The organism is Bacillus sp. AL-1R, assembly GCF_052180195.1.
Classification (GTDB): Bacteria; Bacillota; Bacilli; order Bacillales; family Bacillaceae_G; genus Gottfriedia.
On sequence record NZ_CP197469.1, the window covers coordinates 640,306 to 656,257 of the forward strand.

Consider the following 15,952-nt stretch of genomic DNA (forward strand, 5'->3'; position numbering starts at 1 on the left):
CCTTGGGGCGTTCTATATTATTTATCGTATCGAATGATTTACTATAAGGAAAATAAATTATTATTATAGTTATGATAAGTAAATACGATAATTAGAAAAAGAGCTATAAACTAACTACTAAAAGCAGAGCCTTTTTAAATTTAGGCTTTTTTTTTTATTTTAGAGTTAGTTGAGTCTTATTAAGTGAATTTTTTTGGTGTCTATTAGATTGAACAATGATCTTAATATTAGTTAGACTTACATACAAATTAAAATCTTTAATTTTATTTCGTTTTTATTTATGAGTATACTAAGTGTAGTAATATTTTAAAAATTCAAAATAATTAATTTATAAAACGTTTCCAAATGGTTGGAAGGAGGAAAATTCACTTAATGAGTAGTAACTTATACGAAATTTTAAATAAAAGCGCGATTAACTTCCCGGAACGTACCGCTTATATGTACGGTGATCAGTGTGTTTCATATAGGGAATTAAACCAGCTTGTAAACCAATTTGCACAAGGCATTTTTGCACAAGGAATTAGCAAAGGAGATGGAGTTGCTCTTTTACTTGGAAATAGCCCAGAATTTCTCATTGCATACTATGGGGTTTTGCGATTAGGAGCATTTGTTGTGCCAATCAATCCTTCATTTACCCAAGATGAAATAAACTACATATTGGAAAATAGTCAAGTCAAAGCGGTTATTGCTCATGAATCTGTTGAGTCTATGTTATCAGAGCTAAAGAAACAGTTGGTTAATCTAAAGTTTGTCATTTATACAGAAGCAAAAAAACAGGAATGGACATGGGAGCATCTTATGAAATCCCAAACAAGTGTAATTGGAAGTCCATTCATTGATGAAGAAGATCTAGCCGTTATTCTGTACACATCAGGTACTACAGGAAAACCAAAGGGTGCAATGTTAACACATCGAAATTTGGCATCAAATGCAGATTCTATTTCCAAATTGCTTGAACTAGATGAAAACGATCGAGTAGTTGCTGTATTGCCAATGTTTCATGTTTTCTGTATGACAGTTTGTTTGAACGCACCAATTGCTTGTGGCTCAACAGTTATCATTCTGCCTAAATTCAGTCCTATTGATGTAGTAAGAACCATTCAAAAGAGAGATGCTACTGTATTTGCAGGAGTCCCTACGATGTACAATTTTATAAATCAATTACCTGAAGCATCGAAAGAGCATTTTAAATCCATTCGTATTTGTATTTCAGGAGGTGCTTCGATTCCTGTAGAGCTTCTGCATAAATTTGAAAGTAAGTTCAACGTGCCTATATTAGAAGGATATGGACTTTCTGAAACGGCACCACTTGTAGCAATTAATCCGTTAAAAGGAATTAGGAAACCAGGATCAATCGGTAAAAATATTCCAGCTGTTCAAAGCAAAGTAGTAGATAAATTTGGAGATGAATTACCAAGAGGTGAGGTTGGAGAATTAGTTGTTCAAGGACCAAACGTAATGAAAGGATATTTAGGGATGCAGGAAGCTACATTGGCCGCTTTTAAAAACGGGTGGTTTTACACTGGTGATCTCGCAACAATGGACGAAGATGGATACATCTACATTGTAGACCGAAAGAAGGACATGATTATTGTTGGAGGATACAATGTTTATCCTCGTGAAGTGGAAGAAGTACTATATCAACATCCCGCAGTTTTAGAGGCAGCAGTAGTTGGCGTGCCTAATAAAGAATACGGAGAAAGTGTAAAAGCATACGTCGTAGTGAATGATGAAGAGTTTTCTGACAATGACATCATTCAATTTTGTAAAGATAAGCTAGTTAAATACAAGCTTCCTAAATATATAGAATTTTTTAAAGAGCTACCAAAGAATTCAACTGGGAAAATTTTGCGTAGAGAGTTAAGAGAATTGACTGAAGTAAAGTAAACAAATAAATCATTCATAAAGGGAGGATGCATTATGTCAACAATTTTAAAGGAAAAGGTTAAAGGGCCAGTAGCTTGGAAAGGAACAGACTTAGCAAAAGATGAATCTTGGATTTATTACTTATCTGAGGAAACAATTGCTGAGCTTGAAAATGCACTAGAGATTGTTAAACAAAAGGGGTTAAAAGCACCAAACTTTAACAAAGAAGACTTCCAAGTACCAAATCTTTTAAATGAAATTGATTACTTTGTTGATGAACTTGAGAATGGAAGAGGATTTCTATTAATTCGAGGATTACCAATTGAAAGATATACAGATGAAGAAGCAAGCATTATTTATTGGGGTCTTGGCCTTCATATGGGAACTCCAGTATCGCAAAATGCTAATGGTGAACTTTTAGGGCACGTTAGAGATCAAGGACTTAGTTTAGAAAATTCAAACGTTCGCGGTTACCAAACGAAACTACATCTTCCTTTTCATGCTGATGGCTCTGATGTAGTGGGCTTATTAAGTTTACGAAAAGGAAAATCAGGGGGAGAGAGCAGCATTATAAGCTCGATGACAGTTTACAATGAGATTCTAGAGAAGAACCCTGAGTATTTGGGAATACTTTGTCGTCCGTTTAACTTTGATCGCCGTGGAGAAGAGGGGCCAGGTGAATCGCCAATCTTTACATCACCAATTTTTAGTTATTATGATGGAAAACTAAGTTGTAGATATGTTCGTTTATTTATTGAATCAGCACAAGCAAAAACTGGTATCCAATTATCAAAAGTTGATATCGAAGCATTGGATTTACTAGACTCTCTTCTTCATGATGAAAATTTACATTTCAATATGATGTTAGAGCCAGGCGATATGCAATTTGTAAATAATTATACGGTTCTTCATTCAAGAACTCAATACGAAGATTATGAGGAACTAGACCAAAAACGCCATTTGCTAAGATTATGGCTCACGATGCCAAATGGCCGTGAAATTTCTCCGGATTTCGCAATGTTTTTTGACGAAAATACTGGGAAACCTGGTCGTGGCGGTGTACCTGCTCGTATTAAAACAGCAGGCGGTATTGTTGAAACTTTAAAGTAATTTTACTTCAGTAAGAATTTTAGTGTGGAGCACCTTTTCTTTTTGGAAAAGGTGCTCCTTAAGAAAAGAGAGGATATACTTGTATGTCAAAAACTCCAAAGTACGCTTGGGTAATCTTATTATTTCTAGTTCTTACCGGTATGATCAACCAAGTCGATAAAATTATTATTGGTTTGGTTTCTGTTCCTTTAATGAAAGAGTTACATTTAAGTCCAACGCAATGGGGAGTTGTAGGAAGTTCATTTTTTTGGTTTTTTACATTTTCCTCAATGATACTTGGAGGAATGGCTGATTCGAAAAATACGAAAAAAATGTTGTCATGGCTGTCATTAGTTTGGCTAATTGTTCAGTTTGCAACTCCATTTGCTTCTAGCCTTACTTTGCTTTTGATAACAAGAATGATTTTAGGGTTAGGTGAAGGTCCAGCACCGGCTCTTTCTACGGCAATCATGGGAAAATGGTTCCCAAAACATAGGCATGGTATAGGTTTTGGTGCGGTTCTTTTAGGAACAACTGGTGGTTCGGCAATTGCTTCTCCATTATTAATATCAGTAATTGATAAATATGGATGGAAATCGGCATTTTTAGTGATGGGTGTTCTTGGACTGATCGTGTACGTTTTATGGTTAATTTTCGGTAAAGAAAGTCCAACAGAAATTGGATTACCAGCTATTCATCAAACGGAGCACAGATCTAGCTTACCTAAAGTAACAATGCGACAGTTTTTTCCTCATCTATTTTCTAAAAACTTTATTTTAACTGTTTTGTGTGGTGGTTGTGCATATTGGTTATTATCCATTCAGGCAGTATGGTTACCGTCATACTTTACAAAAATTCAACAGTATGACTCTCAGACTTTAAAACTAGCGGTATCATTGCCATTTCTTTTTGCGGCTTTTTGCCAAATTGGATTTGCAATGCTATCTGATCGTCTTTACCGTAAAACAGGCAATATTCGTAAAGCCCGTATTAATCTTGCAGGTCTTATGATGATGTTATCTGCTATTTGTCTATATGTAGCGATTACCGTGAATTCGGTAACTATGTCTATTGTTTTCTTTACACTTGCACCTGGTTTTGCGTATGTAATTCTTTCACTTGCTCCCGCAATATTGATGGAGTTCTTTTCTCCGGAGAACATTGGAAAAGCACAGGGAGCATTCATTGCTTTTTCAAGTATTTCTAGTATCATTGCTCCGCTAGTTTTCGGATACTTTATTCAGCATTCACTAACTGAAGCTATCGGATATCAATATGCGTTTGGCTTTTCTTCATTAGGAATGTTCATTATAGGAAGTGTATTTTTGCTTGGGGTACATCCCGTAAATCAAAGAAATGCAATAAATGATTCAGGGAAGCAAATGAGCAGTTAAAGAATGATCTGTATGTACTTAGAAATATAAGTTGAGATTAATCGTTTTAACTATTTGGCAATTAAATTAGTAATCTTCAATTACGAAGGAGGAGTTTTAATGTCAATGATTTTAAATGAAAAAATTCAAGGACGATCTGCTTGGAAAGGTATTGATCTTGCTAAAGATGAATCATGGATTTATTTTTTAACCGACAAAACAATTGCTGCACTTGAGAAGGCTGTATTATGTGTTCAACAAAAAGGTTTAAAAGCACCTGATTTTAAAAAGGAAGATTTCCCAATTCCTGATCTAGCTGATGAAATTAAATACTTTGTTGATGAATTAGAGAATGGAAGAGGTTTTCTTTTAATCCGTGGATTGCCAATGGATCGTTATTCCGATGAAGAAGCAAGTATCATTTACTGGGGACTTGGACTGCATTTAGGACTGCCAATTATCCAAAGTAAAAATGGAGAACTCCTAGGTCATATTAAAAACGTAGGTAAGGACTTTAATGATAATACAAAAGTACGTGGTTACCAAACGAATGTGCATCTTGATTATCATACGGATCTAGCTGATGTGGTTGGTTTACTTTGTCTTCGTAAAGCAAAATCTGGTGGTTTAAGTAGTATCGCAAGTGCGATGTCGATCTATAATGAAATTCTGGAAAAACGTCCAGAATATCTGGAAATTCTCTATCGATCATTTGCCCATGATCTGCGCGGAGAGGAAGCGTCTGGGCAATCACCAGTCGTACAATCACCAATTTTTAGCTATTTTGATGGGAAATTAAGCTGCAGATATATTCGCCAGTATGTCCAATCAGCACAAACGAAAACAGGTATCCCTTTGTCAGACGAGGAAATTGAAGCATTTGATTTTATTGATTCCCTTACTCATGATAAAAACTTTCATATCGATATGATGATGGAACCAGGGGACATTCAATTCGTTAATAATTATACCGTATTCCATTCACGTACTCATTTTGAAGATTTCGAGGAAGAGGATAAAAAACGTCATTTATTAAGATTATGGCTAATGATGCCAAATGGTCGCAAAATTGCTCCGGACTTTGAGTTTTATATTGGTGGGGCACCTATAAATAGCTAAGAACTAGTAGAAATTAGCTTATTTAATAATTGGTGATTTTATTCAAGGCAACATGAATAAGATCACCAATTTATCATTTAGATTGGCTAATCTTATAGATAAATCTTAAATAACGTAAATTAAAACGAGAGAGGTTGATATTGTTTGGCAAAGTTAGATCTAAATGCGGAGAAATTTTTAAGTGCACTAAAACAGATGCCACCTATTCATGAACTAGAGCCCAAAATTGTAAGAGAAATGCTGTCAAAGTCACCACGCCCTCTTGTGAATTTAGCAAGATTATCAAAAGTAGAAGATTTTAAGATTCCAGTTAGTAATAATGAAGTAATTAATTGTCGAGTTTACACGCCTGAAGGTCAAGGACCCTTTCAACTATTCATATACTACCACGGTGGGGGATGGGTTCTCGGAGATATTGAATCAACGGATGCAAGTTGTCGCTTAATTGCTAATAGAACAAACAGCATTGTTGTATCCGTAAACTATCGCCTTGCACCAGAATATAAGTTTCCGACAGCGGTAGAAGATGCATTTTCTGCTTTAAAGTGGGTTTATGAAAATGGTATTTCCTATAATGGGGATGTCTCTAGATTGATTGTTGGTGGAGATAGTGTAGGTGGAAATCTTGCTACAGTCGTTACAATGATTGCAAGAGACAGAAAAGGTCCTAGCATTGCGGGACAAGTTTTAATCTATCCCCCAACAAATCTTGAGTTTAATACTGAATCACATCAAAAGTTCGCAAAAGGATTTGGGTTAGATCGAGAACAGTTAATTTGGTTCCGAAATCATTATTTAAGAAATAAAGAAGATAAAACGGATGAGTATGCTTCTCCGTTACTAGCAAATGACTTAAGTAGTCTTCCGAAAGCATTAATCATTACGGCAGAAAATGATGTACTACGTGATGAAGGTGAAGCTTATGCCAATCGATTGAAAAAGTTTGGAGTACAAGTTGAATATGCATGCGAGCCCGGAATGATCCACGGCTATTTTGCACATATGGCAATTTTTTCGAATAACATTGAATCGACAGTTTCTAAGATCGATAAATTTTTAAAATCAGACTGTGACGAACGCTTGCAATCAGTGTGATGATAAAGTAGATGAAATTTGGACTAAAAAGAGCCTCAAAGTTGTGAGGCTCTTTTTTTGAACTATTAATCTCAAAAAGTATATTAGAAATAAACGGTATTTCCGATCCCACCAGTTACCGGTATGACTTCTCCAGTAATTGATGCTGATAAAGGTGATGCTAGGAAAGAAACTACGTAAGCAATCTCTTCAGGGGTAATCAAGCGACCAAGAGAATTTAGTGATTTAAATTGTTGAATTGCCGTCTCATTCGTCACTTTGTCTCTAAACATTTCGGTATCAACAATTCCAGGATAGATTGCATTGACATTAATCCCATGTTTTCCTAATTCCATAGATGCAGATTTCGTTAAATGGACGACAGACGCGTTACGAGGACCCGAGCTAAAATAATTGCCGCCAATCCTAGCAGCTAGTCCACTAATATTAATGATTCTTCCCCAATTGTTTTTGATCATATACGGGGCAACGGCTCTAATACTACGAAAATAGCCCATATATTTTTCTTCAAAATCCTTTATAATAAGTTCTTCTTTAATACTATTAAAGTCCTCAGGCTCATGTCCGCCAACTCGAGCTCCACTATTAATTAATATATCTATGCTTCCCATGATTGTTGCTGATTTTTCTACTAGATTTAAAATGGAGTCTGGATCGGTAGTGTCAGCTACGATTGGATAAATATTTCGGTTAGTTTCTTGTGCCAGTTCCTCTGCTGCAATCTTTAGAGTGGATTCAGTTCTTGAACAAATCGTACAATCTACACCTTCAAGAGCTAGCTGGCGGGCAATAGCTTTACCGATACCTCGACTACCGCCAACAATAAGTGCTTTTTTCCCTTGTAATTTTAAGTCCATTGTTCAGCCTCCAGTTCGATTCAATGAAAAATTGAGTGATTTAATCTTTACTCATTCCTATCTTAATTCTACCTATAAATAATATTTATATAAAATTAAAGATTTTAATTTGTAATTTAGTTGTGCTAATATATCATGGTGTTAAAATTTCTTATTGATGATGGTACATATTTCATATATTAGTAGTATTTACATGTAAATTAAAATGTTTAATTTTATTTAACTGAAAATTATGAATATAATAAATTTAAAGAAAATTGAAATGCAATAAAAGTTATGAAATGAATCTATGTAAATAAAAGGGGGGAAAGGGCATCTTTGTCATTTCGTAAAGAAGTGAAAAGTCATTTTTGAAAGCGCTTTACCTAATTGGAAGAATTGTTAATTTGTTATAAACGTTTTAGGTGGGAAACAGGTTGCTATTAAGAGATGTTCAATAATTAGAGGGAAAGAAAGGGAGATCTTTTTGAACACACCAAAATATTCTTGGATTATTTTATTAATTCTAGTTGCTTCTGGCATGGTTAATCAAGTTGATAAAATCATCATAGGTTTAGTTTCAGTTCCATTAATGAAAGAATTACATTTAAGTCCATCTCAATGGGGAGTAGTTGGAAGCTCTTTTTTTTGGTTCTTTACGATCTCTTCTTTCATTCTTGGTGGATTGGCTGATTCTAAAAACACGAAAAAGATGTTTACTTGGATTATGTTAATCTGGTTAATCGTTCAATTTACAACACCTTTTGTATCTAGTTTATCTCTATTAATGTTTTCAAGAATGCTGTTGGGAGCAGGGGAAGGACCAGCTATTTCGATTTCGACTTCAATCATTGGAAAATGGTTTCCTAAACATAGACATGGTATTGGTTTTGGGGCAGTGCTATTTGGAGCTACAATCGGACCTGCAATTGCTTCTCCACTATTAATCTCATTAATTAATCAATATAGTTGGAGAGCCGCTTTTATAGCAATGGGAGTAGTCGGAAGTATTGTTCTACTTTTATGGATGATCTTTGGGAAAGAAAGTCCAAAAGATATTGGGGTCTCTACATTTGAGCAAGTGGATAAAAACTCAGTGATTCCAAATAAAGTTTCATGGAAACAGTTTTTACCGCATATTTTTTCTAAAAATTTTATTTTCACTGCTGTTTGCGCAGGTTGTGCATATTGGTTATTGTCTGTCCAAGCAGTTTGGTTTCCAGCATACTTTTCGAAAGTTCAACATTTTGATGGTAAAACATTAAAAATGGCAGTGTCGCTACCTTTTCTCTTTGCAGCTATTTGCCAAATTGTCTTTGCTCTAATATCAGACCGTATTTACCGCAAAACGAAGGATATTCGAAAAGCAAGAATAAATCTTGCAGGAATTACAATGATGTCTTCCGCTATTTGTTTATACATTGGAAGTGTCGCAAATTCAAGTGCAATTTCGATCTTGTTCTTCGTCCTTGCACCAGGTTTTGCAATTGTTATTCTTTCACTAGCACCAGCTATGTTAATGGAGTTTTTTTCACCTAAAAACATTGGGAAAGCTCAAGGGACATATGTTGCTATATCAAGTTCAACGAGTATTATTGCGCCTGTTATATTTGGTAATTTTATTGAAAATGCACCAAGTGAATCAATGGGATATGGTTACGGATTTTTGGTGACATCTTTAGTCATGTTTGTTTTCGGGTTAGTATTTTGGATCGCCGTGCGTCCTACTAAGCAAACAAGCACTACGATCAAAGCAGAGGAACAGGTCATTATATAAAAGTATGAATTAAACTTAGGAGGAAAGATTATGTGTAAAAATAGAATAGTTTCTGATGGAATCGATTGTTGTGTAGAATGTCATGAAGAATTATCCATTATGGAGAGAAACCGTAGTAATTGCTGGAGTTGTCAGGATAAAATAACTGAAACATATGCTGATGACCATATCGAAAACGAAACAAAAGGCAAAAACGAGCAAAATATTCGTTAAAATAGATTCGAATAAAAAGAGAAGCTCCCCGCGTCACTTTGAACGCAGTTGCTTCTCTTTTTTAGTTATTCATAATTTCCGATTTTAGATAATGAATATATTTGGTAGCGTATGTAGATAAATGTTTATCTTCTGATCGAACTAATCCTAAAGAAATGTTAACGGTATTATGGTTGTTTAAATCGATTGGAATAATATCCCCATTAATGACTGATGGATAATTTTGCATGACAAAATCAGGAGCAAATGTAATGGCCAAGTTTTCATTGACCGCTTGGAGAAGTCCGGTCATATTGTTTGTTGTAAATAGAATTTTTAAAGGTTTATATTTGTTAAAAAAATCTTGGATAAAATATTGCATTAATTCGCCTTTATATATGACGAGCGTTTGATCGAAAATGTCTTCTGGAGTTACAGAACCAAGTATGGCTAAAGGAGAATGCTTCGAAACGTATACCTTTTGCTTCCCATCAAGGAGTGCTTCATAAGCGATCCCTTCCATATTTATCCCTAAATCACTTGAATAGGTAATTAGACCAAAATCAGTCTTATGCTGCTTAACATCATCAATCACTGATGTACCACTTTTTTCAGTAACCTCAAGATTTACATGAGGGTAATCATGGCTAAATGTAGAGATTGCTTTAACGAGAAATGTCATTAATCCAGGTAAAGAAGATATAGTAAGCTCACCCACCTCCGTGGAGTTAAATAAGTTAGCTGTCTCCTTTATTTCTTCAAGTTTTTTTTGAACTTCGTAGGCGAGTTTTAAAATGACTCTTCCTTCATCAGTTGGAACTGCGCCATGTCCCCGTGAACGTTTAAATACTTTTATTTCTAGCTCTTTTTCTAAGTTAGTTATGGACTGGCTAATTGTTGATTGAGTAACATGTAAATTTTGTGCTGCTACTGATAAGGAACTGTATTTTGCGACTTCAACAATATAGATTAATTGCTCAATATTCATGTGTGTCCCCTTTTTTATTATTAGTGATACTAACTTACACATTAAAATCTTTAATTTTTTTTCATTATAATTTATATGTATAATCAATATCAATAAGAATTTATAAAAATTAGAATATTCTTAATTTTAGGAGGAAGAGTAGAATGTCAATTGTACAATTATTTGATTTAACAAATAAGACAGCGGTCGTTACAGGAGGCGGAAGTGGACTAGGTCGTGTAATGGCAATAGCTTTAGCAGAAGCTGGAGCAAATGTAATAGTTTGTTCTAGACGTTTAGAAGTGTGCGAAGAAGTCGTCAAAGAAATAGAAGCATTAGGCAGACGAGCGTTAGCGATATCATTAGATGTAACTAGTCCCGAATCAATTGAAAAGGGATTGGAACAAGCAATTTCTCAATTTGGAAGTATCGAAATTTTAGTAAATAGTAGTGGTACTGTTTTTGAATCGCCAGCTGTAGAAATGCCGTTAGAACAATGGCAATCCATGTTAGACACGAATGTGACAGGAACTTTTTTAATGTGTCAGGCAGTTGGAAAACATATGATTAAAAACGAATATGGAAAAATCATCAATATTTCTTCTAGTATAGGTTTTAAAGGTGTTGATCCTGAAGCTGTAGATTCTGTTGGATATACAACAAGTAAAGGTGCTGTTATGACTTTAACGAAGGACTTAGCAGTTAAGTGGGGGCGTCACGGTGTTAATGTAAACTCAATTGCTCCTGGCGTATTCACTACGGGAATGAATAATCCGGAAATACCGGGAACTCTTGTTCACAAAGCCGGTCCGTTCATTGCTACGCAAGTTCCTCTTAGAAGATTAGGTAGTGATCATGATTTGGTAGGTGCGACCCTTTACTTTGCTTCAGCAGCATCTGACTATTGTACAGGACAAATACTAGTTCTTGATGGTGGCCTTGGTGCTAAGTAAAAATCATCAAAATAAATACTTGTAAATTAGTCAAACTTACATACAAGTAAAAAATACTAATTTTACTTTACAGAAAATTATAAATATACTGATAATAACGAATTCGAAGTAGTTTTAAGTTGTCATCCTAATATAAGAGACTACTATAAACGAATTTAATAAAAGTTGGAAGTGGGGATTTAAGTGAGTAATGTAAAGGATGTAAAAGAAGTAATAGTTCACCATGCTGGCAATATTAATGTTGATGAGTTGCCTTGGATTCCTTATTTTGGAGATTCAAAGTTTAAATTACTTAAAGCAAACCCTGTAACAGGGCAAACTCTAACATTATTATATGTACCTGCGAAAATGCAGCTTCCAGCACATTTCCATCCTGGAACAGTTATTGTATACACTGTTCAAGGAACGTGGAGATATCTAGAAGAGTCTTGGATATCAAAACCTGGTGACGTTGTTTATGAGCCTGCTGGATCAAAACATACACCTACAGCTGTAGGTGAGGAAGATGTTATTACCTTTAATATTGTAGAAGGAACATTGGATTATATCGGTGAGAATGGCGAAATTCTTGCTAGAGATAATTGGGAAACATTTTTAAACAGATATTATGAATATTGTGCAGCTGAAGGAATCGAGCCTGTTGATGTGACAAAATTTTAAATGATAATAAAGGAAAAGAGAATCTAAAAACGTCGACGTGGCGAAAAGGATTCTCTTTTCTTATGAATAATTTTAAGTTATTTGTATATTAGTGATACTTACTTATAGATTAAATTCTTTAATTTTATTTAACTATTACTTATGAGTATAATTAGTTTATATTAATATTTTTAAAATTTAGAATATTTAAAATCGAGGAGGTTTATCTAAATATGCCAGCTGAAACAGTATTAATTACAGGTGCTACAAAAGGTATTGGATTGGAATTTGCAAAGGTTTTCGCAGGTCATCGCTATCATTTAGTTTTAGTTGCTAGAGATGAATTGTTGTTGGAAAAACAAGCTGACTTTTTAAAAAAGGAATACGGAATTGAGGTTCATACTTTTGTCGGTGATCTAAGTAATCATGAAACTGTAGAGAGCTTGTATACATACCTAAAAAAAGAAGGAATACCTATCGATATATTGATTAATAACGCTGGAGCTGGCGGATTAGGGTTAATGACAGAATTAGATATTAAGAAAGAAATAGAATGTTTGCAGTTGAATATGATCTCCTTAACTTATTTAACTAGACTAATAGCGGATGAAATGATTAAACGAAATCACGGTAAAATTTTAAATGTTGCTTCAACAGCAGCTTTTCAACCAACCCCAAGGATGTCGATGTATGGTGCGAGTAAATCATATGTTTTATCTTTTACGGAAGCGATAGCTGAAGAACTAAAAGGTACTGGGGTTCAAGTTAGTGTATTATGTCCTCCGTCAACAAAGACACCACTTACTGAGGGACTTGCTTCAACCGGAACAAAAATTTTCATTAAAAACTTAATGGATCCTAATGCAGTTGCCAAGTGTGGTTACGAAGGCTTAATGAAAAATAAAACGGTGATCATTCCAGGCTTTAAAAATAAACTAATGGCAAAATCTGTTGGAATACTGCCAAGAAAGTGGGTAACTACTTATACCCGAAAGATGATCGAAGAAAAAGTGTAAGTACAAAGACTTTATGAAAAGAGGGATTGTGAATGCAAAACGTCTATTTAGTTGAAGCGCTCAGAACTCCAATTGGAAGTTTCGGAGGCTCGTTAAAAGATGTAGGTGCGGTACAGCTAGCATCAACCGTTATTAAGGAGGTATGGGACCGTTCTGGTTTATCTGCTGATTGTGTTGATGAAGTAATATTAGGTAATGTTCTAAAGTCAGGGCTTAAAGGAAATCCAGCAAGACAAGCCGCAATTAATGCTGGCTTACCTGTTTCTATACCAGCCATTACAATCGATAAACAATGTGCATCTGGACTCCGAGCAATTACATTAGCCTATCATCAAATACTAGCTGGAGATTCAAATGTCGTGATAGCTGGAGGGGCGGAAAGTATGAGTAATGTCCCGCATTTAGTAATGAATGCAAGATGGGGACAAAAAATGGGAGATTTAAGGACTGTAGATGCAATTTTTCATGACGGGCTTCACTGTGCGATAGAAGGTTACCATATGGGAGTTACAGCTGAAAACTTAGTTGAAGACTACCGTATATCCCGCGAGGAGCAAGACATTTTTGCTTTAGAAAGTCAGCAAAAAGCGATTAGAGCTAGGGAACTGGGGAAATTTGAAAAAGAAATTGTTCCAGTAACGATTAAAACTAAAAAAGGGTCCATTTTATTTACAGAAGATGAGAACATAAAAAATACTAGTATAGAGAAACTACAAACTCTTAAACCAGCTTTTAAAGGGAATGGAACTGTGACAGCTGGAAATGCTTCATCATTAAATGACGGTGCAGCTGCTGTTATTGTTGCATCTGAACAAGCAGTACGTGAATACGGTTTGAAACCTCTTGCCAAAATTCGTTCGGTAGCAAGCGCTGCTGTAGCTCCTTCGATTATGGGGATTGGACCAGTTCCAGCAACACAAAAAGCACTTCAACGTGCAAATCTAACGATACAGGATATCGAATTGGCGGAGATCAATGAAGCATTCGCTGCACAAGTATTAGCAGTAAATAAAGAATTAAATATATCAGAAGAGATTATTAATGTTAATGGAGGAGCTATTGCATTAGGACATCCAATCGGCTGTTCTGGTACTAGAATTGTCGTTACTTTATTACATGAATTATTACGTCAAAAGAAACAAATTGGTTTAGCAACTTTATGTGTAGGTGGCGGGCAAGGGGTTTCAATAATCATAGAAGCTGTATAATCTAGTGAAAAAGAAATGGTAAGCAAATTCTACAAAAATTTGCTTACCATTTTTTATATCGATCTAATCTCATTTGATCGTTAAGATTTTTTATTTTAATAATAGATAATCAAATGTATTTTTTGCTAACAAGATAAAGGTTACTGTAATAAAAAGGATTCGAACGTAGCCACTGCCTTTTTTTATAGCGAATTTTGAACCACAAATTGCTCCTGCGATTTGTGCAAGTCCCATCGCGATCCCATATGCGTAATGAATTTGGCCCAAGTACATAAACATTAATAATGCAGCTATATTACTACCAAAGTTTAAAAACTTTGCGTTTCCGGCAGCTTTTAAGAAATCAAACCCCATCATTAAAAAAGCAAATATTAGGAATGAACCTGTTCCAGGACCGATGAATCCATCATAGAAACCAATTCCAAAAATTAAAAACATAAACAGAACAATACGAGAAACTGACAGCTTTTTATTGGTAGTCGTATCGCCCCAATCTTTCTTAAAAATAGTATAAATTGCAACTGCTGCAAGCATTATGAGCATAAGAGGTTTAAGAACGGTAGGGTCAATTAAATGAACTGTCCAAGCTCCCAAAACAGAACCAATAAAGGTAAGTGGGAATAACTTATAGACAGACTTCAAATCAAGCTTTCCAGAACGATAGAACATGATTGTGCTCGTTAAAGAGCCGATTGATCCAGCTAATTTGTTCGTTGCGACAGCAGCAGCGGGAGATAGACCAGCAAATAATAATACTGGCAAAGTAATTAGCCCACCGCCTCCAACTACAGAATCAATAAATGCAGCTAAAAATCCAAAAACAATTAAAATTAATAATAACGATGGATCAATGTGGAATATCATCAAATCTACCTTTCTTTTCTATACTAATTTGATAGTAGATAAAATATAAAACAAAGTAAACATTAATTTAGTAAGATAAGAATATTTTTTTAATAAACCTTTTAAATTTACTAACACTGAAAATATACATACAACTTGTACCACTTTCTAAAAATTTGCATATATTGATATGTGATAATTTAATGATAAGGTGTGTATAGATTGAATTTCGAACAAACAAATACTTCAACAGAAATAGAACAAGCTAAAGAAAAATACTTTGAAAAAAACGTTAATCGTTTAATGAAAGAGATTGTTACAAAGATCGAAATGAGGATGGCCCTGGAAGAACTAAAAGTTAATCGAATGATCCGATTTGGCTGTCTAGAAAGTGATGAAGTTATTAAACAAGTACAAAATGAATTAACAAAAATATTAGAGGATTCAATTAAAGATATACATTTAAAAATGAATGAAATTGAACTTTATTTTCGTTCATTAGATGAAATACAAGGTAATTCAATAACGAAGGAAGATTATTTTAATAAGCATAAATAGAGTGAGAAACAATAAGTTTCCTCACTCTATTTTTTACATAAGGGGAATTCATTATGGTAACTTGCTTATTAATTGTTATTGTTGATATTAATAGTAATTCTTTATCGCAATGGGTTGTTGATCGACCATTTTGAACAGCACTTAATATTTTAGCAATGACATCTGTACAGCAGCCTTATTATGATGTTCACGGCAATCACATTAATGGCCCGTCGGAAGGTTTTCGATTTTTCTTATCTTCTTAAAAACAACAATCAATATTAATATTCGCCAATACATCATCACAATTTAGTGGTCACGATAATCGCATCTCTAGTGTTCGTAAAAACATTTGCATGGAAGAAAAGGTGGCTTAGGTGGTAAAAGTGACTTTTTTGGTGGGCAAGGAGGTTTAAGTTTGCATCCAGATGAGTTACATTTC

The 15,952-nt window shown here is 34.6% G+C and carries 15 protein-coding genes; 12 read left to right on the top strand and 3 right to left on the bottom strand.

Annotation, left to right across the window (positions count from 1 at the left end):
* Positions 1-372 precede the first annotated feature (372 nt).
* The 5 genes from ACSBO6_RS03040 to lipP1 all read left to right on the top strand — a co-directional run bounded on the left by ACSBO6_RS03040 (position 373) and on the right by lipP1 (position 6,542).
* Positions 373-1,887 (top strand): long-chain-fatty-acid--CoA ligase, encoded by a 1,515-nt coding sequence (locus tag ACSBO6_RS03040; RefSeq protein ID WP_098848496.1) that lies wholly within the window; start codon positions 373-375, stop codon positions 1,885-1,887.
* 33 nt (positions 1,888-1,920) lie between these two features.
* Entirely contained in the window at positions 1,921-2,976 is a 1,056-nt protein-coding gene (locus ACSBO6_RS03045) for a TauD/TfdA family dioxygenase (protein WP_498844127.1), read from the top strand.
* 83 nt (positions 2,977-3,059) lie between these two features.
* On the top strand, positions 3,060-4,349 hold the full coding sequence (locus ACSBO6_RS03050) for an MFS transporter (RefSeq protein ID WP_498844128.1): 1,290 nt from the start codon (positions 3,060-3,062) through the stop codon (positions 4,347-4,349).
* Positions 4,350-4,448: 99 nt separating this feature from the next.
* Complete coding sequence (locus ACSBO6_RS03055) at positions 4,449-5,447, top strand: TauD/TfdA family dioxygenase (protein WP_098848499.1); 999 nt, start codon at positions 4,449-4,451, stop codon at positions 5,445-5,447.
* Between the two features lie 144 nt (positions 5,448-5,591).
* A complete protein-coding gene (gene lipP1 / locus ACSBO6_RS03060; RefSeq protein ID WP_098848500.1) occupies positions 5,592-6,542 on the top strand; it encodes a LipP1 family hormone-sensitive lipase in 951 nt (316 codons plus the stop codon).
* An 83-nt stretch (positions 6,543-6,625) separates the two neighbouring features.
* Here lipP1 and ACSBO6_RS03065 read toward each other — a convergent pair whose 3' ends face one another.
* The gene (locus ACSBO6_RS03065) at positions 6,626-7,399 is read right to left on the bottom strand and encodes an SDR family NAD(P)-dependent oxidoreductase (protein ID WP_098848501.1); all 774 of its coding nucleotides are present in this window, start codon (positions 7,397-7,399) and stop codon (positions 6,626-6,628) included.
* A 466-nt stretch (positions 7,400-7,865) separates the two neighbouring features.
* Here ACSBO6_RS03065 and ACSBO6_RS03070 point away from each other — a divergent pair, with 466 nt between their 5' ends.
* On the top strand, positions 7,866-9,155 hold the full coding sequence (locus ACSBO6_RS03070) for an MFS transporter (RefSeq protein ID WP_098848502.1): 1,290 nt from the start codon (positions 7,866-7,868) through the stop codon (positions 9,153-9,155).
* Positions 9,156-9,185: 30 nt separating this feature from the next.
* The gene (locus ACSBO6_RS03075) at positions 9,186-9,368 is read left to right on the top strand and encodes a hypothetical protein (RefSeq protein WP_098848503.1); all 183 of its coding nucleotides are present in this window, start codon (positions 9,186-9,188) and stop codon (positions 9,366-9,368) included.
* Between the two features lie 61 nt (positions 9,369-9,429).
* Here the strand turns inward: ACSBO6_RS03075 and ACSBO6_RS03080 are convergent, their stop codons facing one another.
* Complete coding sequence (locus tag ACSBO6_RS03080; RefSeq protein ID WP_498844129.1) at positions 9,430-10,335, bottom strand: LysR family transcriptional regulator; 906 nt, start codon at positions 10,333-10,335, stop codon at positions 9,430-9,432.
* A gap of 143 nt (positions 10,336-10,478) precedes the next feature.
* On the opposite strand from ACSBO6_RS03080, the gene ACSBO6_RS03085 reads away from it, so the two are divergent.
* From ACSBO6_RS03085 to ACSBO6_RS03100, 4 genes are all read left to right on the top strand, one after another.
* Positions 10,479-11,267 carry an SDR family NAD(P)-dependent oxidoreductase gene (locus ACSBO6_RS03085; protein ID WP_498844130.1) on the top strand — a complete coding sequence of 263 codons (789 nt, stop codon included), beginning with the start codon at positions 10,479-10,481 and terminating at the stop codon, positions 11,265-11,267.
* A 183-nt stretch (positions 11,268-11,450) separates the two neighbouring features.
* Positions 11,451-11,927, top strand: coding sequence for a 2,4'-dihydroxyacetophenone dioxygenase family protein (locus tag ACSBO6_RS03090; RefSeq protein WP_498844131.1), 477 nt, complete (start codon positions 11,451-11,453; stop codon positions 11,925-11,927).
* A 212-nt stretch (positions 11,928-12,139) separates the two neighbouring features.
* Positions 12,140-12,922, top strand: a complete 783-nt coding sequence (locus ACSBO6_RS03095) for an SDR family NAD(P)-dependent oxidoreductase (RefSeq protein ID WP_498844132.1) — start codon at positions 12,140-12,142, stop codon at positions 12,920-12,922.
* Between the two features lie 32 nt (positions 12,923-12,954).
* Positions 12,955-14,130: a thiolase family protein gene (locus tag ACSBO6_RS03100; protein ID WP_498844133.1), complete on the top strand. Its 1,176-nt coding sequence runs from the start codon at positions 12,955-12,957 to the stop codon at positions 14,128-14,130.
* A 90-nt stretch (positions 14,131-14,220) separates the two neighbouring features.
* On the opposite strand, the gene ACSBO6_RS03105 is transcribed toward ACSBO6_RS03100, so the two are convergent.
* Complete coding sequence (locus ACSBO6_RS03105) at positions 14,221-14,994, bottom strand: TSUP family transporter (protein ID WP_098848509.1); 774 nt, start codon at positions 14,992-14,994, stop codon at positions 14,221-14,223.
* A gap of 201 nt (positions 14,995-15,195) precedes the next feature.
* Between ACSBO6_RS03105 and ACSBO6_RS03110 the strand changes: the two genes are divergently transcribed.
* Entirely contained in the window at positions 15,196-15,531 is a 336-nt protein-coding gene (locus ACSBO6_RS03110) for a hypothetical protein (RefSeq protein ID WP_498844134.1), read from the top strand.
* Positions 15,532-15,952: the final 421 nt, after the last annotated feature.